Source organism: Flavobacterium marginilacus (assembly GCF_026870155.1).
GTDB classification, from domain to species: domain Bacteria; phylum Bacteroidota; class Bacteroidia; order Flavobacteriales; family Flavobacteriaceae; genus Flavobacterium; species Flavobacterium marginilacus.
Genome location: NZ_CP113975.1, coordinates 497,731 through 520,365, shown reverse-complemented (window position 1 = coordinate 520,365; position 22,635 = coordinate 497,731). Strand labels below are relative to the sequence as shown.

At 33.8% G+C, this 22,635-nt stretch carries 17 protein-coding genes; 7 read left to right on the top strand and 10 right to left on the bottom strand.

All coding sequences use genetic code 11. The features are described 5' to 3' along the window. Positions 1 to 33 precede the first annotated feature (33 nt). On the top strand, positions 34 to 768 hold the full coding sequence (locus OZP07_RS02330; protein ID WP_194641196.1) for a TrmH family RNA methyltransferase: 735 nt from the start codon (positions 34 to 36) through the stop codon (positions 766 to 768). Positions 769 to 897: 129 nt separating this feature from the next. Here the strand turns inward: OZP07_RS02330 and porT are convergent, their stop codons facing one another. From porT to OZP07_RS02310, 4 genes are all read right to left on the bottom strand, one after another. Then, entirely contained in the window at positions 898 to 1,611 is a 714-nt protein-coding gene (gene porT, locus OZP07_RS02325; RefSeq protein WP_281637139.1) for a type IX secretion/gliding motility protein PorT/SprT, read from the bottom strand. Positions 1,612 to 1,646: 35 nt separating this feature from the next. Further along, complete coding sequence (ubiE, locus tag OZP07_RS02320) at positions 1,647 to 2,378, bottom strand: bifunctional demethylmenaquinone methyltransferase/2-methoxy-6-polyprenyl-1,4-benzoquinol methylase UbiE (protein ID WP_194641198.1); 732 nt, start codon at positions 2,376 to 2,378, stop codon at positions 1,647 to 1,649. A gap of 650 nt (positions 2,379 to 3,028) precedes the next feature. Beyond that, complete coding sequence (locus OZP07_RS02315) at positions 3,029 to 5,194, bottom strand: carboxy terminal-processing peptidase (RefSeq protein WP_281637138.1); 2,166 nt, start codon at positions 5,192 to 5,194, stop codon at positions 3,029 to 3,031. 323 nt (positions 5,195 to 5,517) lie between these two features. Next, positions 5,518 to 7,692: a carboxy terminal-processing peptidase gene (locus OZP07_RS02310; RefSeq protein ID WP_281637137.1), complete on the bottom strand. Its 2,175-nt coding sequence runs from the start codon at positions 7,690 to 7,692 to the stop codon at positions 5,518 to 5,520. Positions 7,693 to 7,904: 212 nt separating this feature from the next. Here OZP07_RS02310 and surE point away from each other — a divergent pair, with 212 nt between their 5' ends. The 3 genes from surE (at position 7,905) to lpxB (ending at position 10,179) form a co-directional block, all read left to right on the top strand. Beyond that, entirely contained in the window at positions 7,905 to 8,684 is a 780-nt protein-coding gene (gene surE, locus OZP07_RS02305) for a 5'/3'-nucleotidase SurE (RefSeq protein WP_281637136.1), read from the top strand. Positions 8,685 to 8,695: 11 nt separating this feature from the next. Then, positions 8,696 to 8,968, top strand: coding sequence for a hypothetical protein (locus OZP07_RS02300; protein ID WP_194641202.1), 273 nt, complete (start codon positions 8,696 to 8,698; stop codon positions 8,966 to 8,968). Between the two features lie 98 nt (positions 8,969 to 9,066). Further along, complete coding sequence (gene lpxB, locus OZP07_RS02295; protein ID WP_281637135.1) at positions 9,067 to 10,179, top strand: lipid-A-disaccharide synthase; 1,113 nt, start codon at positions 9,067 to 9,069, stop codon at positions 10,177 to 10,179. Positions 10,180 to 10,293: 114 nt separating this feature from the next. Here lpxB and OZP07_RS02290 read toward each other — a convergent pair whose 3' ends face one another. Next, a complete protein-coding gene (locus OZP07_RS02290) occupies positions 10,294 to 10,746 on the bottom strand; it encodes a hypothetical protein (protein WP_281637134.1) in 453 nt (150 codons plus the stop codon). A gap of 156 nt (positions 10,747 to 10,902) precedes the next feature. Then, positions 10,903 to 11,619 (bottom strand): hypothetical protein, encoded by a 717-nt coding sequence (locus tag OZP07_RS02285; RefSeq protein WP_281637133.1) that lies wholly within the window; start codon positions 11,617 to 11,619, stop codon positions 10,903 to 10,905. 216 nt (positions 11,620 to 11,835) lie between these two features. On the opposite strand from OZP07_RS02285, the gene OZP07_RS02280 reads away from it, so the two are divergent. Beyond that, positions 11,836 to 13,872, top strand: a complete 2,037-nt coding sequence (locus tag OZP07_RS02280) for a ComEC/Rec2 family competence protein (protein WP_281637132.1) — start codon at positions 11,836 to 11,838, stop codon at positions 13,870 to 13,872. A 10-nt stretch (positions 13,873 to 13,882) separates the two neighbouring features. Here OZP07_RS02280 and OZP07_RS02275 read toward each other — a convergent pair whose 3' ends face one another. From OZP07_RS02275 to OZP07_RS02260, 4 genes are all read right to left on the bottom strand, one after another. Continuing rightward, positions 13,883 to 14,398 (bottom strand): thioredoxin family protein, encoded by a 516-nt coding sequence (locus tag OZP07_RS02275; RefSeq protein WP_194643310.1) that lies wholly within the window; start codon positions 14,396 to 14,398, stop codon positions 13,883 to 13,885. A 55-nt stretch (positions 14,399 to 14,453) separates the two neighbouring features. Beyond that, the gene (locus tag OZP07_RS02270; RefSeq protein WP_281637131.1) at positions 14,454 to 15,938 is read right to left on the bottom strand and encodes a peptide MFS transporter; all 1,485 of its coding nucleotides are present in this window, start codon (positions 15,936 to 15,938) and stop codon (positions 14,454 to 14,456) included. Between the two features lie 90 nt (positions 15,939 to 16,028). Then, entirely contained in the window at positions 16,029 to 17,720 is a 1,692-nt protein-coding gene (locus OZP07_RS02265; RefSeq protein ID WP_194643314.1) for a peptide MFS transporter, read from the bottom strand. Positions 17,721 to 17,746: 26 nt separating this feature from the next. Beyond that, positions 17,747 to 19,924: a S9 family peptidase gene (locus tag OZP07_RS02260; RefSeq protein ID WP_194643316.1), complete on the bottom strand. Its 2,178-nt coding sequence runs from the start codon at positions 19,922 to 19,924 to the stop codon at positions 17,747 to 17,749. A gap of 426 nt (positions 19,925 to 20,350) precedes the next feature. Here OZP07_RS02260 and OZP07_RS02255 point away from each other — a divergent pair, with 426 nt between their 5' ends. Both OZP07_RS02255 and OZP07_RS02250 read left to right on the top strand, forming a co-directional pair. After that, on the top strand, positions 20,351 to 21,667 hold the full coding sequence (locus OZP07_RS02255; RefSeq protein ID WP_194643318.1) for a hydroxymethylglutaryl-CoA reductase, degradative: 1,317 nt from the start codon (positions 20,351 to 20,353) through the stop codon (positions 21,665 to 21,667). Positions 21,668 to 21,680: 13 nt separating this feature from the next. Further along, the gene (locus tag OZP07_RS02250; protein ID WP_281637130.1) at positions 21,681 to 22,607 is read left to right on the top strand and encodes a GYDIA family GHMP kinase; all 927 of its coding nucleotides are present in this window, start codon (positions 21,681 to 21,683) and stop codon (positions 22,605 to 22,607) included. The last annotated feature ends 28 nt before the right edge of the window (positions 22,608 to 22,635 follow it).

Below are 22,635 nucleotides of genomic sequence, written 5' to 3'. Positions count from 1 at the left end.
TTATAGTATATTTAATTCAAAAATACATCTTTTATGCTTAGTAAAAACCAAATAAAACTTATATCTAGTCTGCAGCAAAAAAAATATCGTTTTGCTAATCAGCTGTTTTTTGCTGAGGGTGTAAAAGTAATTCAAGAATTAGTAAAATCAAATTTTGAACTGGAACATCTTTACACGATCAAAGAAGATTTCAAAGAAATTTCTTCTCACAGCAAGACACTCATCTCTGAAAATGAACTGAACAAAATAAGCGCCTTAACTACTCCAAATACGTGTTTGGCAGTGTTCAAAATTCCTGTTGAAAACAAAATAACTGAATCCGGACTCGTGCTTGCTCTAGACTCTGTCCGTGACCCAGGCAACATGGGAACGATTCTTAGGCTGTGCGATTGGTTTGGAATTCAGCAGTTAGTGTGTTCAAAAGAAACTGTTGATATTTATAACCCAAAAGTAGTTCAGGCAACTATGGGTTCAATTACTAGAGTAAACGTTAATTATGTCGATTTAGTTTCTTTTCTTGAAAAAACTAAACTGCCTGTCTTTGGAACCTTTATGGACAGTGAAAATATTTACACAACAGCTTTACCTCAGGAAGGTATTATTGTTATGGGAAATGAAGCAAACGGCATCTCTGAAAGCATAGAAAAACTGATTGCAAAAAGAATCACCATTCCTCGTTTTGGAGAACTCCAAATCACCGAAAGTTTGAATGTAGCTACAGCAACTGCCATTATTTTAAGCGAATTCAGGAGACAGGGTTTGAATTAAAATTTCCAGTCTGGTTCGGTAATAATTATAAATAAATGCAGAAATACCCAATGCTTATCTTTAGCCCTGATTTCTCAATTACTAAAAAAGCTTTTTCTGTTACTCAAAAAAACAATAATTGAATTGATCCTAATGAAAGGTGAAATTAATTAAAATTGCTCTCGATTTCATAGATTCTATATTGCCGGTCCAAGGGCTGTTTGGATTTTTATCCCGAATTAATTCATCTGAAAGTCCAAATTGTCCTCTAAGGGAAGGCGAGAATATAAAATACTCTGAAAAAATATCAATTCCAATTCCCAATTCATAATTGGTTGTCCAGGTCTTTACTCTAAACCGCTCTTCGAGATTGTCATCTGGGGATTTTGCATTGCTCGACAAATTTAAATTTGCAGATACTCCCCCCAGTAAATAAGGTCTTATATTTCCAGTTCTAAGGGCTGAAAATTTTAGCAGTAACGGAAAATTAACATAGGTGCTGTTTACCTTTCTTATTGCATCATTCGGAGTGTCAAAAGCTGCGTTTGAAGGATAATGCAGAGTTCTGTCTGAATAATAGAGACCTGGTTCAAACCTTAAGTCTAAATATTCCTGAAGCCTGAAGTTTGTCACAAGTCCTACATTGAAACCTCCCGATTTATCCACCTGCACATCAGGACCTACAGTTTTATAATCAATTTTAAAATCATAAGAATTGAATCCTAAGAAAAAACCAAAATAGAGTCTCTTCTTTTGCCAATTTTCTAAATTAATTATCGGATCCTTACTAAAAATTCCTTTAGAATTTTGAGAGTTCCCTTTTACAGCAATACACAATAAAATTAAAACAATTATTTTTTTCATATTTGTGCTGAATATTTATGCTGAATGTTTCAGCATTATTTTTTGGAAGCAGAATAAATAGTTGCAACGCCAAATGTCTGAGGCAATGCGTTCACCATTATAAACCCAGTTTTTCTCAAAATATTGTTTAAAGCCTCACCATAAGGAAAAGCAGCCGCAGATTCAGATAAATATCCATAAGCTGCATTGTCTTTTGAGAAAACTTTTCCGATTAGAGGCAAAATGTTTTTACTGTAAAAATTGTATCCTTGTTTATATGGTGTCTTATCAGGCACGGATGTTTCCAGAATAACAAATATTCCGCCAGGCTTTAATACCCTGAGGATTTCTGTAAGACCTGTTTCAAGATGTTCAAAATTCCTAACACCAAACGCAACCGTTATTGCATCAAAATAATTGTCCTCAAAAGGCATATTCTCTGAGTCTCCCAATACCATTTCGATAGTTTGTGAGAGATTTTTTTCTTGAATTTTTTTAGTCCCTATCTCAAGCATTCCTGCAGAGATATCAAGACCAATAATTTTTTTTGCTTTGGTTTGTGACATTAAAATAGCAAGATCACCAGTTCCTGTAGCAATATCTAATATAGTCTGAGGGTTAGTTTCTGAAACTAATTTCAAAACTTTTTTTCTCCATTTAACGTCTATTCCAAACGAAATTACGCGGTTTAGACTGTCATAGTTGCCAGAAATTGTATCAAACATTTGGGCAACTTGTTCTTTTTTACTGAGAGAAGAATCTTTATATGGGGTAATTTCTTTTGGCATTTTTTTAATTTCTACAAATATAAACAAACTGTGTAAACTATAAATGTGTTTTTTTTACTGTACAGAATTTTATTCTATACGAAATTGCCTATGTAATTTTAAATCAGTTACAAATTATCAAAACAAAAATAATTGAAATATCACCAAAAGTGGGTATTGTGGATACTGATTTTATTACTGATGTTTGTACTTTAAATTTAAATGTTTTATAAATGATTAGACGGGAACTAATGGCCCAAACCAAATGGATTCTTCTTGCGCTGTTTATCTCATTTGTTCTTGTACTGTTTTTTGAAGGTACTGTCAGCAGTGGCTGTATTATTTTAAAAGCGCAAAATACGTTCTTAGGATTAAATTTGTTTTTGGAAATTTTAATTTTCTTCACCTTTAGTACCTTCGTGGTATTTGGTACTAAAGGTTTTTTTGAGTTGTACTCTCAAAAATTATCAAATTATATTGTCCTCGTCTCGGGGATAATATTGATATTTGTGATTTGTATATTATGTTATCAAATCGTAGTACAGGAATAGGTCATTCCGCTAATCATTTTAAAAAAAGCATTCTAGTCATAGGATGCTTTTTTATTTCAAAAAAAAACACCTGCAAAATAATTTACAAGTGTTTAATTAGTTTAATAATCTCTGTCGCATTTATCTTTTAACTAATTTCCCTTTTTTATCGATAGGAATATTGGTTTTGACAATTGATTTTGGCTGTAGATCATTCAAAATATTTAAAGCTTCTTCAACATAAATGTCTTTCGATAAATTTTCATGCCATTTTTCTCTTTTTTCTTTTAGAATAGGATCTTTACTTATTGCTTCTAATTCATATGGCAATGAATTAAAATTTAAATTATTTTTATAATCAGCGATTGGTTTAAATTTTTTGGCCGTTTCTTCAGTCAGATTTTGGGCAATTTTAAATTTATCGATATTCAGGCTGTACTCTTTTTCAGCGCTTCTGCTGTCAATCCATTTTGCGTTTTCTTCGATTAATTTAAATTGAACATTATTTTCAATTCTCTTTTTGCTATTGATAACAGCTTCATCAAATCTTGAAGTGCTGTCCCAAACTTTATAAACAGCTGAATCTATTTTATCCCAAGGCAAAGCATTCGCTTCATCACGTTCCCCCTTTTTTAAATAAGCATAACGATCCGGCATTACCACGTCACTGCTTACTCCCTCTAATTGAGTAGAACCGCCGTTGATTCTATAAAATTTTTGAATAGTTGTCTTTAAAGCTCCAAAATCTCCGTAAATATTATTCTTAATATATTGATTCAGGCCGATTACTCTTTGAACGGTTCCTTTACCAAAGGTTTGTTTACTGCCGACTATTATCCCGCGTTTATAATCCTGAACTGCTGCTGCCAATATCTCAGAAGCAGAAGCAGAGAATTCATTTACCATAATTACCAAGGGACCGTCCCATTCTATTTTTTTATCAGTATCATACAGAATTTCTTTTTTTAAAGCTGACCTAACCTGAACTATGGGTCCTTCCTCTATAAATAAACCTGCAATTTTTACAGCTGTTTCCAATGAACCTCCGCCATCGTCACGTACGTCAAGAACAATTCCTTTCACGCCAGCTGTTTTTAAACGATCTACTTCCTGAGCCATATCTTTAGCGGCGTCTCTTCCCTTTCCGTCTTTGTTTTCGAAATCGACATAAAATTTAGGCAGATAAATAACGCCGTATTTTAGACCGTTTTTCTCAATAACACTTGATTTTACATACGTTTCTTCAATTTCAACAATGTCTCTAATGATTGGAATAATTTGAATCGTACCATCTGCTTTTTTTACAGTAAGACGGACTTCGGAACCTTTTGGACCTTTAATTTTTTTTATAACATCTGGCAGACGCATACCTACAATATCTAAAGCAGCACCATTTGACTGAGCTACTTTAATAATTAAATCTCCTTTCTCCAATAGTTTCCCTCTCCATGCCGGACCTCCAGAAATAAGCTCTAAGACTTCAATGTAATCGTTCTTCTTTTGTAATTGAGCACCAATACCTTCAAATTTACCGCTTATGCTTACATCAAATTTTTCTTTTTCTTCTGGAGCAAAATAAGTAGTATGAGGATCGAATCCCGACATAATAGAATTAATATACAATGCAAACCAATCCTCTCTTTTTAATTCATTCATAGACCCAAAAGATTCATTCAATGACTTCATAGAACTTTCTCTTGTCTCTGCTTCCAGAACGGCATCCGTTTTTATTATATATTTTGAATCCTTTAACTTCTTTTCGTTTTCCAATTTTTTCTTGTCTGTAAAAGAGGAAAGCGTAGATAATTTAATTTGTTTTCTCCATTTTTCTTTTAATTCTATATTGTTTTTAGCATATGGTGCCTTATCATAATCGACATTAAAACTCTCCTCAATTTTATAATCGAAAGGAGTGTTTAATATTTCTTTATATATTTTATTTCCCTCGCCCATACGAAGCATCAAACGGTCATAAGTCAGATTAAAGAAAGTCAGATCTTTGTTCATTAACTGATCATCCAGCTCCAGTTCGTATTTAGAAAACTCAATTATATCCGACTGCAGGAAAAAACGTTTGGACGGATCCAAAGCTTTTATATACTCGCCATAAACTCCTTTTGAAAAATTATCATCAATAGCTGCAGGACTATAGTGCCCTTTGTTTATTACAAACATCAATACCTCCATCAGCAGTTTATCTTTATCGGGATCAATTGCTTTTTTGGAATTGTTTAAATCACTTGTAAATGCATATAGGCTGACCGAAAGGCATACTACAGCTATGAGTTTTTTGTAATTTTTCTTCATATAAAACCTTTTATTTTTGACTCCCAACAGCACTTGGAACTAGATAAATTCACTTATAAATACTAGCATCTATACTGTTTTATTAATATGTTTTTAGATAAAACTAAAATATTTCTTTTAAAAAAATCACATTATAATAACAGCTTCTTAATTTTTAAATCTCAAAAATATTTCGCTAAAGATATAAATTAGTTTTTCTAACTTAAAAAAATCAATCAAACGAAAGACCGTTTATTCTATTATTTAACATTTATCACTTCTATTAACAAAAAAAAACGCTCCAAAAATTGAAGCGCTTTCTATTATTATAAAATAATTTAAATTTATGATTTAACCAGCTTTCCTTTTTTATCACCAGGAATACTGGTTTTTACAATTGCTTTTGGCTGTAAATCTTCCAAAACATTTAAAGCTTCTTCAACATAAATGTCTTTTGACAGACTTTCGTGCCATCTATCTCTTTTTTCTTTCAGAACTGAATCTTTGCTAAATCCTTCTAATTCATATGGCAATGAAGTGAATTTTAAATTGTTTTGATAATCAATAATAGGTTTAAACTTTTTAGCAGCTTCCTCTATCTGATTTTGAGCTACTTTAAATTTATCTGCATTCAAGCTGTAAGTATTCTCATGGCTTCTGCTATCGATCCATTTTGCATTTTCTTCAATCAATTGAAATTGAATATTTTTCTCAATTCTTTGTTTACTATTAGCAACCGCTTGATCAAATTTTGAATTTTTATCCCATACCGTATATGGAGCTGGATCAATTTTGTCCCATTTCATTGCGTTCTCCTCATCACGTTCACCCATTTTTAAATATGCATAACGATCCGGCATAACTACATCGCTGCTTACTCCTTCTAATTGTGTTGAACCTCCATTAATTCTGTAAAATTTCTGAGTGGTTGTTTTCAGCGCACCTAAATCTCCTGTAGAATTATTACGTACAAATTGATTCAAATCTATCACATTTTGAACAGTTCCTTTACCATAAGTCTGTTTACTTCCAATGATAATTCCTCTTTTATAATCCTGAATAGCTGCAGCCAAAATCTCTGAAGCAGAAGCAGAAAATTCATTTACCATGATTACCAATGGACCATCCCACTCGATTTTTTTATCCGTATCATACAGAATCTCTTTTTTCTTTCCTGCTGATTTTATTTGAACAATTGGCCCCTGCTCAATAAACAAACCTGCAATATCAACAACAGTAGACAAAGATCCTCCGCCATCATCGCGAACATCAAGAGCAATACCTTTCACGCCTGCTTTTTTCAATCTGTCGACCTCAAGTGCAATGTCTTTACCAGCATCTCTGCCGTCTTTGTTTTCAAAATCGATATAAAATTTAGGAAGATAAATTACTCCGTATTTGTTACCATTCTTTTCAACCACACTTGATTTCGCATACGTTTCTTCAATCTCAACAATATCGCGTATTATAGATATAATCTGAATAGTTCCATCAACTTTTTTAACTGTCAGACGAACTTCAGAACCTTTTGGCCCTTTAATTTTTTTAACAACATCATCCAGACGCATTCCAACCACATCAACCGGCACACCATTACCCTGAGCGACTTTCATTACTAAATCTCCTGCTTCCAGCTGTTTTCCTCTCCAAGCCGGCCCGCCTGATATTAATTCTGAAATTTCAGTGTAATCATTTTTCTTTTGCAGTCTGGCACCAATTCCTTCAAGTTTACCGCTCATGCTCACGTCAAATCTTTCCTTTTCTTCTGGAGCAAAATAAGTAGTATGCGGGTCAAAACGAGACATAATTGAATTGATATATAATGTAAACCAATCGTCTCTTTTTAATTCATTCATAAACCCAAAAGAATCATTCAATGAAGTCAAAGAACTCTCTCTGGTTTCTGCCTCTAAAGCTGCATCACTTTTTTCTACATATTTTGGATCTTTCAATTTCTTATCCTCTTCCAGTTTTTTCTTATCTGTAAAAGACGAAAGAGTAGATAATTTAATTTGTTTTCTCCATTTTTCTTTTAGTTCAGTGCTGTTTTTAGCATATGGCGCTTTATCATAATCCACATTGAAATCTTCATCAACACTATAGTCAAAAGGTTTGCTTAAGATATCTTTAAATATTTTTTTGCTTTCATCCATACGAAGCATTAAACGATCATATGTAAGATTAAAAAAGGTTAAATCTTTATTATTCAATTGATCATCTAATTCCAATTCGAATTTGGAAAACTCATTAATATCCGACTGCAGGAAAAAACGTTTGGACGGATCCAATGCTGCAATATAATCTTTGTAGACTCCTTTTGAAAAATCATCATCAACAATAGCAGGATTATAATGTCCTTTCTCAATTACAAAAGTTAATAATTCCAAAAGCAGTTTGTCTCTATCCGGATCTATAGCTTTTCTAGAATTAATATTAAACGCAAATAAGGTAACCGATAGGCATACCACTGCTATAAGTATTTTATAATTTCTTTTCATAAAGCTTACAATAGAATTCATCAATTTTTTTAAACTAAGTTACGTTAAAAACCATGCCAACCCCTTACAACACTACATAATTTTTTGTTAAAGGTATAAAATAGATTTTTTCTCTTTCTTCAAATTTGGCACAAAAATATATTTTATTTGTTCGCAATATAAGATTTTGTGTTAGTACATTTGTTTTCAAATACAATTTTTATCAAAAAATTATTCTTTTTAACATCCCTCCAATGAAAAATGAAAGGCCTTTAATACTAATAACAAATGACGACGGAATCGCTGCTCCCGGAATAAGAACTTTAATCGAAGTAATGGCCGAAATAGGCGACATTATTGTTGTCGCTCCAGACAAACCTCAAAGCGCTATGGGCCATGCCATCACAATAAACAACACTTTACATCTCAATAAAATTTCCAAAGACACTGATCCAATTACTGAATACAGCTGCTCCGGCACACCTGTCGATTGTGTAAAAATTGCAGTACATGAAATTCTAAAACAAAAACCGGATTTATGCGTTTCGGGTATCAATCATGGCTCCAATTCGTCAATAAACGTTATCTATTCCGGAACGATGAGTGCCGCAGTGGAGGCAGGAATCGAAGGTATTCAGGCGATTGGCTTTTCTTTATTGGATTATGACTGGAATGCCGACTTTACACAAATCAAATCCTACATCAAAACAATTACACTGGAAGTTTTGAAGAATAAACTGCCAGAAGGTGTCATCTTGAATGTGAATTTTCCAAAATTAAAGGAAAAAGAAATCAAAGGAATCAAAATCTGCCGTCAGGCGAATGCCATCTGGACCGAAAAATTCGACAAACGCCAAACCCCGCAGGGCAAAGACTATTACTGGCTGACTGGAGAATTTGTCAATTTTGACAAAGGGGAAGACACTGATGAATGGGCACTGCAAAACGGATTTATTTCCATAGTTCCTGTACAATTTGACTTAACGGCACACTACGCCATACAAAACCTGACCAATAGAGACTGGATTAAATAAAAGAGACTAAAATGAATAAAAAAGATTTACTCATCGGATTTATAATAGGAATTGCAGCTTCCTTTCTGGGAATGTTTCTCTACATCACGCTTGTAACCCACTCGGATTTTACAGCCGGAATTCAATCCATGAAAAGAGAAGGCCACCTCGGAAAAATAGTAACTCTCGGTTCCATACTTGATTTAATTGCCTTTGGCATATTACTGAAAATGAATAAAGAACTTATGGCAAGAGGTGTCGTTTTGGCAGTTATTATCCTGACCATTGTTACTCTGTTTCTTTAACCATAAAACCGCTAAGACGCTAAGTTTCTGAGATGCTAATGAAAAATCTTAGAAACTTAGTATCTTCGTACTTTCTTTGTTTACCAAAAAAATAAAAAATGAAATACTACATTATTGCAGGAGAAGCTTCAGGAGACTTACACGGTTCCAATTTAATGAAAGCTCTTTACGAAGAAGACCCAAATGCCGATATCCGTTTTTGGGGCGGTGACTTGATGCAGAATGCAGGCGGAACATTGGTAAAACACTATCGCGATTTAGCTTTTATGGGTTTTGTTGAAGTGCTTTTCAACTTAAAAACCATTTTAAACAACATCACTATCTGCAAAAATGATATTACTCAGTTCAAACCGGACGTCATTATTTACATTGATTATCCTGGTTTCAACATGCGGATTGCCAAATGGGCCAAAGAAATTGGATATAAAAACCATTACTATATTTCTCCCCAAATCTGGGCTTGGAAAGAAAACCGAATCAAAGCGATTAAACACGACGTAGACAAAATGTACGTGATTTTACCTTTTGAAAAAGACTTTTACGAAGTTAAACACAAATTTCCGGTTGAGTTTGTCGGTCATCCCTTAATCGATGCCATCCACAATCAATCGAGTATTGATGCCAATGCTTTCAGAGCCGAAAATCATTTATCCGAAAAACCAATCATCGCCATTTTGCCGGGAAGCCGCAAGCAGGAAATCAGCAAAATGCTGTCGGTAATGCTGAGTATTGTCAAGGATTTTCCAGATTATCAATTTGTGATTGCAGGAGCGCCAAGTCAGGAATTATCATTTTACCAGCAATTTATATCAGGCGAAAATATAAAATTTGTTTCCAATAAAACCTATGCTTTATTGCGCAACGCTGCGGCCGCACTAGTAACATCAGGGACGGCTACGCTGGAAACGGCACTTTTTAAAGTTCCCGAAGTCGTTTGCTACAAAGGCAGCTGGGCTTCCTACCAAATCGCCAAACGCATCATCACGCTGAAATACATTTCGCTTGTCAACCTAATCATGGACCAAGAAGTGGTAACCGAATTAATTCAGGACGACTGCTCAAGCAAACGCATCCGCGAAGAATTAACCAAAATCCTCGAACCCAATTACCGCAAAACCCTGCTCGAAAACTACGATCTGCTCGAAGAAAAATTGGGCGGAATTGGTGCGAGCAAAAAAACGGCACATTTGATTGTGAATTCAATAAAATAACTCTCATTTTGGAGCGCAATCCGTAAAGAATGGAAGCTAAATAATTCCAAATACAAAATCAGCTTTCAATTAAGCCAAATGCACAAATCCGTTGCAGCTGTTAGCACCAATAATTTATCCGTCAATTAATATTCGTTTTTGCGGGGCTTGATCTATAAATTCAATTGTCACATAATGGCCAATTTTAGTAGAATATAATGTCAAAGACCAATGAACAGGCTTATCTGTAATCCTTGTTAAAGAAATTCCATCTATAATAAATTCTTTGTCAAAGTCAATAATTTGATTTTCTTCTTCCCAATCTTCCAATTCATCTTTTAAGTGCGGAATAATTATGTCAACTTTTATTGCTGAATAATTGTTTCGCAATTTAGTATAGAATTCTTTTTGTTTTTTTGTTGGGCCATTTTCATCAGCATCAATTGTTACTCCAATTTCTTTTAGGTCAAATTTCACAGTACCATCATAAAAATTTTTAGAGTTGTCACTAAATGTAGTGTAGTTTAATTCACCGAATATATCGTCTACAAATTTTGGCTTCTTTTTAAATATGTCGAATATTCCCATCTATATTGTATTATTGGTGCTAACGTTTTGCCTGTAACCGCAGTCGCGAATCAAAGCGAACTGAATTCTCTTTGCCGAAGATAATGTTTCTTCGTGAAACAACAACTTCCAGCTACGGAAATCTCCGCGATTGCGGTTACAGGCTGTTACTAGCAGTTAGATTTTGTATAAATCGCTAAAATCCTCAACTGAAATAGCTACATCCAAATTTTTTAAAAGAGAATCATTTGTCACGATTTTACATTCTTTTCCATTTCCGAGATAAATTAAATGTAATAAATCTAAAAAGTCATTTCCGCCAGGTAGTTTATTTTCTGAACTTTTAGTAGCCAAATAGTGTGAAAAATATTTTAGATATACATCGAAGCTACCATTATAACTTGCAAAAATTTTAGCTCTATTGATGTTTGCTAAATTTAATTGTTTTTCAAGTGCATCAATTATATCGTTGACAATTACGAAAAGTGTCATTCCTTCATTGAGTTCATTATTTAAACGTAAAGACTTAACAAACTGCTTTGCAAATGAAGTTGTATCACTATCAACTTGCGATTTTATTTTTTTGTTTGCGCTTATTGTTGCTTCAATGAAATTACAAGAATAAAGTTTGTCAAGATTATTAAAAAATTGATGGTTATATTTTGAACTTTCTGAACTCTGTAAAAAACTATCGCGGTCATTTGTTTTTATTAGTTGATTTACAAGCTCTTTTAATCCATGAGTTTCAGCATCATCAAAAGTTATTTGAGGAAATGCTTTTGCTTTAATTGTCTTTTGAGAATCCCAGTTGATATTTAAGTTGTTGCTGATAACATTATTTATTACACTCTTTCTAATATTGAATTCTTTATCACTTTTAATTAAATCTGACATTAATTCAAAGATTGACAATCCAGAAGTAAAACAATTCTTCGGTAGTAAATGCAGTTTTTTATTTAGAATTCGAAGTGAATTTGTTTCTAAGTAGTAATTCATACAAATTAGCGAAAGTTCGGTTACTTATATACTTTTTTCAAATATAGGAATTACCTAAATAAAACCGTCATAAAAAAAGACTTCATTTCTTACAAAATTTTGTATTTTGGCATAATGAAAATATTACAATTTCCGCTAGCAAGAATAACAGCAGCCTTCGTGGCAGGAATCCTTCTTGCCTATCTTTTAAAAACAATCCCAGTGATTGCATTTATTTTTCTTAGCGCAGCTATTGTCGCTTTTGTCGGGAGTTATTATTTAGGCAGAACAAATAAAAAATTTCAGCTTCTTTTTGGTATTGCTGTCTATTTTTTAGCTTTTGCAATCGGCGTAACCACACAAACTATCCACACCGATTCCAATCAGCAGGATAATTATATCCATTACAAAAACATCTTTGATAAAAACCACACTTTCACAGTGACTCTGAGAGAAAATTTAAAACAAAAGTCTTTTAATGAACGATATATTGCGCTTGTAAACAGCATTGACGGCGATAAAGCATCCGGCCGAATATTAATCAACATCCGAAAAGACAGCTTGACTCATTCTTTCAGCATTGGTGACCAATTAAAAATCAACTCATCATTAAACAAAAACACTTCTCAAAAAAATCCCAACCAATTTGACTACCAAAAGTATCTCGAGAACAAACAGATTTATGCCCAGCTCTACACAGATCCCTCCGAAATAAAAATCAATCCTGAACCTGTCAGGGATATTTGGTATTACACCGCACTATTAAGAACCCGGATTATCTGTAATTTAGAAAAAAGCAGCTTCAGCAGTAAAGAATTAAACGTTGCTGCAGCATTAATTATGGGGCAGCAACAGGACATTGATCCAGAAATTATTCAGGATTATCAATATGCAGGAGCAGTGCATATTCTGTCGGTTTCGGGACTGCATATTGGATTTATACTGCTGTTTGTTTATTCACTGCTGAAACCATTTCCGAATACCAAAAAAGGTGCTTTGATAAAACTGCTTATTTCGCTCGCTGTTTTATTTCTTTTTGGTGTCTTGGCGGGACTGGCACCATCGGTAGTACGGTCGATAGTGATGTTTTCATTTGTTGCTATTGGACAATATTTAAAAAGAAGTGTCAATATTTACCACACGCTGCTCGTTTCTGTTCTGCTTATTCTGCTATTCCAGCCCTCGTTCCTGTTTGACGCAGGCTTTCAGTTAAGCTACATTGCGCTGTTTTTTATTGTTTGGTTACAGCCGTTATTAGCAGATCTTTGGAGACCAAAAAACAAAATCAAAAACTACTTTTGGGACATATTGACCGTTTCATTCGCAGCACAAATTGGCACTTTAACCCTTAGCATTTATTATTTTCATCAATTTCCAGGATTATTCTTTGTCACAAACCTTATTGTAATTCCGTTTCTGAATATTATCATGGCGTTGGGATGTTTGGTTATGATTCTAGCAGCTTTTAATTGGATTCCTTTTTATCCGGCAAAAATATTGGAGATAAGCATTTACTGTCTGGATAAAACAATAAATATCATTGCTTCATTGGAACAATTCATTATCAAAGACATTCCATTAAACACTTCTTTACTAATCAGTGGTTATTTAGTCATTATCACAGTGATTATTTGGCTGCAGCAGAAACATTTTAAAAATTTAACTTTGGCATTAACCTCAATTATATTATTTCAATTAGCCACAATTACAACCAAATGGGAAGTACAAAACCAAACTGAATTTATTGTTTTGAATACTTCAAAAAACACCCAGCTCATAGAAAGAAAAGGATCAGAAGCAACACTGTATGCCAATGACAGTATTTTGAAAAACATTACACACAGCAAAATACTGGCTTCCTATCTTACCGCTAATTTTAGCTCTCTGAAAGAAAAACATCCTTTGAAAAACCTGATTTATTTTGAAGGAAACAAAATACTTTTAATTGACAGTTCAAAAGTTTATCCCAAAAACGCAAATCCAGATATTTTAATAATCACACAATCACCAAAAATTAATTTTGAACGATTACTGAAAAATATAAAACCCAAAATCGTTGTAGCCGATGCATCCAATTACAAATCACTGCTGATGAAATGGCAGATAACCTGCTCTCAACAAAAAATCCCTTTTCACGCAACACGCGAAAAGGGATTCTATAAAATTAATTGATTGTGAAAATCTATGCTTTTTTGGTTTTCGATTTTGATTTCGATTTTGGTTCAGGAGCCATAGCAGCATTTTTAACAAAAGGGTCTGCTGCCGCCAGCCAAGCTGTAGGACCGCCGGCTACATAACCTGTATTTCCCAAACCTTCAAAATTCATTTTTCCTTCTTTGCTGAGAGTTGCTTTAGCAAAAACTATAGTTGGAAATCCTTGTATGCCAAATACCTGCTGCATTTCATTATTCTGTTTTTTAACTTCGTCAGATTGTACCGTTCTTCTTGGATAATCCAACTCAACCAATACTACATTTTCTGAAGCCCATTTCCCAAACTCAGGAGTTTTCAGCACTTCATTCTGCAGACGGATACACCAGCCGCACCAATCACTTCCTGTAAAAAACAGCATCAATGGTTTTTTCTTATTATTTGAAACCTGCACAGCTTCTTTTACGTCCGTGTACCATTTTAATTCCTGAGCACCAACTTTGAATGCCCCGATTAAAAACAATGTTATTAAAAATACTTTTTTCATTTTGCGGTAATTATTTTTTTTCAAATGTAAACAAATATTGCATCAAAATTATGAGCTATTTTACATCTTGCATTAATTTTTTAATCAAAGGAGAAACTGCAATCAGGATAACCCCTGCCACTAACGAATAAACAGCCAGCTGATAGTAACCATCAGTATATGACTGCAGCTTAGACATTAAAGTTGTACCAGTATTTGATTTTGAAATTTCAGCTCCCAATTTCCCTGCAAATAACTGGCCAAAAGCACTTGCCAGAAACCACAATCCCATCATCATTCCAAAGAGTCTTTTTGGCGAAAGCTTAGTCAAAATCGACATTCCAATTGGTCCTAAACACAATTCGCCGATTGTTGTTACCAAATAAGCAAATGTAAACACGTTCAGCGAAGTGATTCCGTTAACATCTGCAAAAAATTTAGTGTAATAAAAAATATAAAAAGAAGCCGATAAAAATAAGAAGCCGATACCAAATTTAATCAAAGTATTAGGCTCAATTTTCTTTTTGGCCAGCCAAAGCCAAAGCAGTCCGACTAAAGGACTAAACACAACAACAAATAAAGTATTTGAACTGTTGTTTACCGCATTTGGATCTACAGTGAATCCTAGCAGATTATAACTTAGATTATCTTTGGCAAAAAGTGACAGCGAACCTCCGCTCTGCTCATAGATTGCATTAAACACTAAATAAAAGAAAACAAAAGTGAATGCTGCAATCATCTTTTTCTGCACTTTTATATCGCCTAATTTTATGACTTCGTACAGAAAATAAATAATCGCGATTATACCAATTGTGTACATGAAATAATCCGTATAATCAGTATTTTTTACCATTATAAAAATAAGAGGAATACTCAATAACGATCCAATATATACCGCTATTTCTCTAAATTTTCTTTTATTTGGTTCTAAATGCAGCAGTGGAGAATTACCAATTGGACCAAGATGTTTTTTGGTAAACAAAAAAGTAAGAAGCCCAAACATCATAACAATAGCCGCTGAAAGAAAACACAATTGCCAAGAATAATATTTCCCTAAATAAATACACAGAATACCTCCAAAAAAACCGCCTATGTTAATTCCTGCATAGAACATTCCATAACCTGCGTCTCTTCTATGATCATTTTCATGATAGAGTTCTCCAACCATTGAAGAAATATTAGGTTTAAAAAAACCAGTTCCAATTATAGAAAATGCTAAACCATAATAAAACAGCTGCTGCGGAGCAAAAGCAATAAGCAGATTTCCCAGAATCATAACGATACCTCCAAAAAACAGAGATTTTTTAAATCCTAAAACTTTATCCGCAAAAATACCTCCAACAAATGTAAAAGCATATACAAATGCCTGAATAGCGCCATACTGCAGATTCGCAGCATCATCTTTTAGAAAAAGCTGGTCAACCATAAAAAAGGTCAAAACACCCCGCATTCCATAAAAGCAAAACCGTTCCCACATTTCTACAGTAAACAAATACCATAATTGTTTAGGATATTTTCCTTTAAAATTTTGAATTTGTTCAATACTTAAATTCTGTTCCATTATAATTATTTTAAGTGTATAAACAAAAAACATCATCTTTCAGACTAAATCCAAAGATGATGTTTTTCTTGTATTTTTTATTTAGTTAAATTATCTGACACCATGCATCATTTTTTTCAAAAATGGAGTTAATGCAAATAACAATAGTGCTGCAAGCCCAGTTAAACTTACAAAGACCATAAAAAACTCAAATAAATTATGAATTTCAAAACCAGCAAAAACCGGGTTATGATCCATAATCTGATTTTTGTCTAATAATTGTAATTGTTCTGCTGTTAGAGTTATTTTTTTATCCAATACAGCCTGCAAATCAATTCCTAATTCTTTTGCTTTAGCAAATTTGTCTCCTGTAGCCGGCAATATTGCTCCTAAAGTTCCTGCAAGTGCATATCCTGATGCATTCGACAAGAAAAATACGCCATATAGTAACGAAGAAAAACGTTTAGGTGATAATTTACCGACCAATGACAAACCAATTGGAGATAAACAAAGCTCGGCACAGGTATTCAATAAATATAGCAAAATCAACCATTTTACAGCCAATAATCCAGAGTTCCCAAGGTCTTTTACCTGATTAGCAATCATAAAAAAGCTTATCGCAATTATCAATAGCCCCAAAGCTAATTTAACAGGAGAAATAGGTTCTTTATCTTTAGCTCTTAATTTATCCCAAAGCATACTAAATGGAACCGCTAATGCAACAACAAATAATCCATTAAAAATCTGTACCATTGATGCTGGCATTGGCCAACCAAAAAAGTTTCTGTCCGTTTGGTTATCGGCAATAAAAGTTAATGAAGAACCAGCCTGCTCAAATGCTGCCCAAAAGAATATAATGAAAAATGAAATGATATAAATAACCCAGATCCTATCTTTTTCAACTTTCGTCAATGAACTATCCGATAAAATTAAACCTGCCAAAGTGATTCCGCAGGCATAAATAATTGGATAAATAATAGTTTTAACAACATTATCTCCGTCTACTGAAAAATGAAACAAAAAGAACATTCCAACGAAAGCTAACGCAGAAACTATTAATGATTTAGCAGAAAAAACTGCGCTTTGAGCCTCTCCTTCTTCATAATCAGATGATTCATTTTTAGACGGAAGTCCTCCTAATGGCTTACCTTCCGGTGTTACCACATATTTGTTTTTCAAGAAATAAAACACCAGCGTTCCTATAAGCATTGCAATCGCTGCTGCAAGAAATCCCCATTTGAAAGCATAAATATCCCTTATACCACCTTCGCTTTTAACATCACCAACTAATGGACATATAAATTGACCTAAAAAAGCACCTATGTTTATTCCCATATAAAAAATGGTAAAAGCTGTATCCAATTTAGTCTTTTCCTGTTTTGGATATAAACTTCCAACCATACTGGAAATATTTGGCTTAAAAAAACCATTCCCAAAAATGATTACCCCTAATCCAGAATACATTATAGCAGTAGCCAAACCGATATTATCAACAAAAACACTTGCACTTGTAAATAACAACAACTGTCCTATAGCCATTAATAATCCGCCCAGCATGATACAGTTTCTATTCCCAAAAAAACGGTCTGCAATAAAACCTCCTAACATTGGAGTTAAATAACAAAGCCCAAGGAAACCTCCATAAATTAAAGAAGCATCTTCTTCTTTCATTAATAAAGAATTTACTAAAAACAGAGTTAGCAGGGTCCGCATTCCATAGAAGTTAAAACGTTCCCACATTTCGGTTCCAAATAGCACCCAAAGACCTTTTGGATGTGCTGTTTTCGTTTGATTTTCGGTCATTTTTGTTTTGGTATTTGTGATTTGGGTTATAAATTTTCTTTGATAAAGTTAGTCATTTTATTGTACAGCTGAATTCTTGTTTTACCGCCATATATACCATGGGTTTTATCCGGATATATCTGCGAATCAAATTGCTTATTTGCTTGAATTAAAGCTTCCATCATCTGCATGGTATTCTGTACATGTACGTTATCATCACCCGAACCGTGAATCAAAAGAAATTTCCCTTTCAATTTACTTACATGATTAATTGGTGAGTTATTATCATATCCGCTTGCATTCTCCTGCGGTGTCTGCATGTATCTTTCAGTGTAAATACTGTCATAAAAACGCCAGTTGGTTACCGGAGCTACCGCTATTGCCATTTTGAAAACATCGGCTCCCTGAAAAATACAGTTGGAAGCCATAAAACCACCATAAGACCACCCAAAAATTCCAATTCTTGAGGCATCTGCATAAGGATAAGCTCCGATTACTTTTGCAGCATCAATCTGATCTTCAACTTCGTATTTCCCTAATTCTTTTTGAGTAACTTTTTTAAAATCGGCACCTTTAAAACCGGTTCCCCTTCCGTCCACACAAACCACAATGTAACCCTGCTGGGTAAGCGACAGAAACCAATAATCGTCAGCAGAATTCCAGTCGTTATTTACCTGCTGTGATCCTGGTCCAGAATATTGGTACATAAAAACTGGATACTTTTTAGAAGCATCAAAATCTTTTGGCTTCAAAATCCAGGCGTTCAATTCATTTCCTTTTGCAGTTTTTAAAACAAAAAACTCTTTTAACGGCAGATTATAACCCGCTAATTTTGAAGCAAGGGCCTGATTGTTTTCGATAACCTGAATTTCTTTCCCTGTTTTTGAATCGTTTAGAGTATAAGTTATAGGCTGAGAAGCGCTTGAGAAAGTATTGATAAAGAACTGGAAGTTAGGGCTGAAAGTCGCAGCATTTGTTCCAGTGTTTTTAGATAAACGTACTTTGTTTTTTCCGTCTAATCCTATGCGGTAAATATCTCGGTTGATTGAACCATTTTCTGTAGACTGATAAAAAATGGTTTTTGTTTTTTCGTCAAAACCGTAGTATGAAGTAACCTCCCAGTTTCCTTTCGTAATTTGAGTTTTCAGTTTTCCGGTTTTATCATAAAGGTAAATGTGGTTAAAACCATCTTTTTCACTTGTCCAGATAAAACTGTTATCATTCAGAAAAGTCAAATTATCTGTGTCAATAAAATCAATATATCCTTTCTCTGTCTCGTTAAAAACAACTTTGGCAGCTCCTGTAGTTCCGTCAACAAATAATAAATCTAAATTATCCTGGTGACGATTAACAACTTTTGCAGATAGAATATTGGCATCATTTGTCCATTCAATTCTAGGAATGTAAAAATCATTATATTTTCCTAAATCAACATTTAGCAAAGCTTTAGAATCAACATTATATAAATGCAGTGAAACTAAAGAGTTTTTTTCACCTGCTTTAGGATATTTAAATGTTTCTATTGTAGGGTACAGGCTTTTTTGAAAAATCGACATTGAAAATTCAGGAACCTGACTTTCATCAAAACGGATATAAGCTAATTTTTTACTGTCTTTGCTCCAATCGAAAGCGCGGACAAAAGCAAATTCTTCTTCATAAACCCAATCCGTAATTCCATTAATCACGGCATTCTTTTTTCCATCGGTGGTAACTGCTGTATTTGTTTTCGAAGCTATATCGTAAACATATAAATTATTTTCTTTGGCATAAGCAATTTTAGTTCCATCAGGCGAAAAAGTCGGCTCCTGTACCTGAAAATCAAAAAGCTTAGTCAGGGTTTTACCAGCGATATCATATAAAAAATAATCTGCTGTAAAAGAGTGGCGGAAAATTTGGTTTGAATTACAGGCAATTAAAATCTTTTTTTCTGAATCATCAAACGTATAGCTGTCAATTCCGTCAGCCAATTCCTTGAAATTTTTAGTATCAATCAGGTTAGACACTTTTTTTAATGTTGCAAAATCATAAAGATCGATCTGCATGCTTCTGGTTGTTCTGTCCGAATTCAATACCGTGTATTGATTCGTATTTTTCATCGATTGCAGTTCATCCATTCCTTTGGTACGAAAAGCACCTGTATAAATTTCTTCGACGGTTATTTTTTGCTGTCCAAAAACCGAAACACACAAAAATAAAAGCAACACAGTAATTTTATTCGAAATCATATATAGTTAAATTTGTTTCATTTGCAACATTACAATTCGTTTAGGTAAGAAAATCAGTATTTATCCAAATTAAATATTATGCAGATCTTACAATACCTTTTAAGTTATAAAAGTGACAATTTTAGTGAAAATTTTATAAATAAAACACTTTTCCCCTGTTAAATGTTATAAAAAATTATTTTTAACAATTTCTATGAATAATCCCAAAACAACTAAACAAACTGCAATCATTCTTCCCATTTATTTTGCAGTATTTAAAATTTCACAACAAAACAAAACTTATTATTACAAAATATATACACTGTTTTGAATTTCAAAAAATCATTTTTCTAAATAAATTTACTGAATATAAAATAGAGAATCATTTTAAAAAAAGCAATAAAACGGAATGTGTATCTTTGTGGTCATTAAGCCATAATTTATACTATGAACAACGCTGTTGCCGGATTTTCTAAATTATCCAAAGAAGAAAAAATAAACTGGATTGCCAATAACTATTTTTCAACTCCTGGTGAAGCCATCACATTATTGAAAAACTACTGGAATTCGGACGAAAAAATTCAAAAACTGCATGATGAATTCATAGAAAATACGATTTCAAATTTCTACATTCCTTTGGGAGTCGCTCCAAACTTTCTGATTAATGGAAAGTACAGCACTATCCCAATGGCAATTGAAGAAAGTTCTGTTGTTGCAGCTGCTTCCAAAGCGGCAAAATTCTGGTCTTCACGAGGCGGGTTCAAAGCAACGGTTGTCAGCACCGAGAAAATTGGCCAGGTTCATTTTATTTATGAAGGCGACAAAACCAAACTGATTCCATTTTTTGCTCAATTAAAATCCAAATTATTTGAAGCCACCGAGCATTTAACCAAAAACATGCAGAAAAGAGGCGGCGGTATTTTGGATATAATTCTAAAAGACAAAACCGATCTCCTCCCAAATTATCATCAGCTTCATATTACTTTTGAAACGGCTGACAGTATGGGCGCTAATTTCATCAACTCCTGTCTGGAACAATCTGCCCAGACATTACGGGAAGAAGCACACAATTATGACTTATTTTCGGAGGAAGAAAAAAACATCAAAGTAGTAATGAGTATTCTTTCCAATTATGTTCCAAACTGCATTGTACGAGCCGAAGTTTCCTGCCCGATTGAAGATCTCGCCGAAAAACATATTGAAAACCCACATGATTTTGCAGCAAAATTTATACAGGCAGTCCAAATTGCCGAAGTAGAACCTTTTCGTGCTGTAACACACAATAAAGGTATAATGAATGGAATCGACGCTGTTGTACTGGCCACAGGAAATGATTTCAGAGCAGTTGAAGCCGGTGTACATGCCTATGCTTCAAAACACGGTCAATACTCCAGCCTATCTCATGCCAAAATCGAAAACGGAATCTTCAGTTTCTGGCTTGAAATCCCATTGGCTCTAGGAACTGTCGGAGGACTGACTTCACTTCACCCTTTGGTTAAATTATCTCTGGAAATGCTTGAAAAACCTTCTGCCAAAGAATTGATGCAGATCGTTGCAGTTGCTGGACTGGCTCAAAACTTTGCCGCATTACGTTCCTTAACTACAACCGGAATTCAGGAAGGACACATGAAAATGCATTTGAACAATATTCTCAACCAGTTTGAAGCCAGTGATGAAGAGCGTCATCTGATTAAAAAACATTTCAAACACCACGTTGTATCACATAGTGCAGTAGTTGATTTTATTGAAAATTTAAGGAAATAATTATTGTTTTAAAATGAAAAAAACATTTTACAGCAACGGAAAACTTTTGATAACTGGAGAATATCTCGTTCTTGACGGTGCAAAAGCATTGGCTCTGCCAACAAAATTCGGACAAAACCTTATTATAGAAAAAGGCGAAAATCAGGAAATCAAATGGAAAAGTTATGATTCAGACGGAAGTATCTGGTTTGATGATATAATCCCAATTTCTGTCATTCTAACAAAAACTCCTTTTGAAAATGAATCAATAAAAAATACATTAATTACTATTTTAAGAACAGCAGACCAACTCAATCCTGAACTGTTGCTAAATTCTCAGGGCTTCAACATAACAACCCAATTGAATTTTCCAAAAAAATGGGGACTCGGCACTTCTTCCACATTAATAAACAACATAGCCCAGTGGTTCAGCATCGATGCCTTTACACTTCTTAAAAACAGCTTTGGGGGCAGCGGCTACGATATTGCCTGTGCTCAAAATAATTCTCCAATAATATACCATCTTGAAGAAAAAAAACCAATTGTTGAAACTGTAAAATTCCATCCTGCTTTTTCAAAAAATCTATACTTTGTTTATCTCAATCAAAAGCAAAGCAGTAAAAGTGCAATAGCTTCGTATAAAGAGAAAAAGAACAATTTAAAGGAAGCAAAAAAAATCATCGATCAGATTACTGAAACAGTTTTGAATTCAAAAAACGAAGACACTTTTGTACAGGCTCTAGAAAGCCATGAAAAAGTACTAAGCTCTATTCTTGAAACAAAAACAGTAAAAGAATCTTTATTTCCGGATTTTACCGGAACCGTTAAAAGTCTTGGGGCTTGGGGAGGAGATTTTGCATTGATAGTCTCGAAAGAAAATCCTAAACCTTACTTTTTGGATAAAGGATATGAGACAATAATTCAATACAGCGATATGATTTTGCAGCTTCATGGCAGATAACCAACATAATCATTAGATAAAAACATTG

Coding starts and splice junctions, on each gene's coding strand:
- OZP07_RS02330 (WP_194641196.1), top strand. CDS start 34: ATGCTTAGTAAAAACCAAATAAAACTTATATCTAGTCTGCAGCAAAAA.
- porT (WP_281637139.1), bottom strand. CDS start 1,611: ATGAAAAAAATAATTGTTTTAATTTTATTGTGTATTGCTGTAAAAGGG.
- ubiE (WP_194641198.1), bottom strand. CDS start 2,378: ATGCCAAAAGAAATTACCCCATATAAAGATTCTTCTCTCAGTAAAAAA.
- OZP07_RS02315 (WP_281637138.1), bottom strand. CDS start 5,194: ATGAAGAAAAATTACAAAAAACTCATAGCTGTAGTATGCCTTTCGGTC.
- OZP07_RS02310 (WP_281637137.1), bottom strand. CDS start 7,692: ATGAATTCTATTGTAAGCTTTATGAAAAGAAATTATAAAATACTTATA.
- surE (WP_281637136.1), top strand. CDS start 7,905: ATGAAAAATGAAAGGCCTTTAATACTAATAACAAATGACGACGGAATC.
- OZP07_RS02300 (WP_194641202.1), top strand. CDS start 8,696: ATGAATAAAAAAGATTTACTCATCGGATTTATAATAGGAATTGCAGCT.
- lpxB (WP_281637135.1), top strand. CDS start 9,067: ATGAAATACTACATTATTGCAGGAGAAGCTTCAGGAGACTTACACGGT.
- OZP07_RS02290 (WP_281637134.1), bottom strand. CDS start 10,746: ATGGGAATATTCGACATATTTAAAAAGAAGCCAAAATTTGTAGACGAT.
- OZP07_RS02285 (WP_281637133.1), bottom strand. CDS start 11,619: ATGTCAGATTTAATTAAAAGTGATAAAGAATTCAATATTAGAAAGAGT.
- OZP07_RS02280 (WP_281637132.1), top strand. CDS start 11,836: ATGAAAATATTACAATTTCCGCTAGCAAGAATAACAGCAGCCTTCGTG.
- OZP07_RS02275 (WP_194643310.1), bottom strand. CDS start 14,398: ATGAAAAAAGTATTTTTAATAACATTGTTTTTAATCGGGGCATTCAAA.
- OZP07_RS02270 (WP_281637131.1), bottom strand. CDS start 15,938: ATGGAACAGAATTTAAGTATTGAACAAATTCAAAATTTTAAAGGAAAA.
- OZP07_RS02265 (WP_194643314.1), bottom strand. CDS start 17,720: ATGACCGAAAATCAAACGAAAACAGCACATCCAAAAGGTCTTTGGGTG.
- OZP07_RS02260 (WP_194643316.1), bottom strand. CDS start 19,924: ATGATTTCGAATAAAATTACTGTGTTGCTTTTATTTTTGTGTGTTTCG.
- OZP07_RS02255 (WP_194643318.1), top strand. CDS start 20,351: ATGAACAACGCTGTTGCCGGATTTTCTAAATTATCCAAAGAAGAAAAA.
- OZP07_RS02250 (WP_281637130.1), top strand. CDS start 21,681: ATGAAAAAAACATTTTACAGCAACGGAAAACTTTTGATAACTGGAGAA.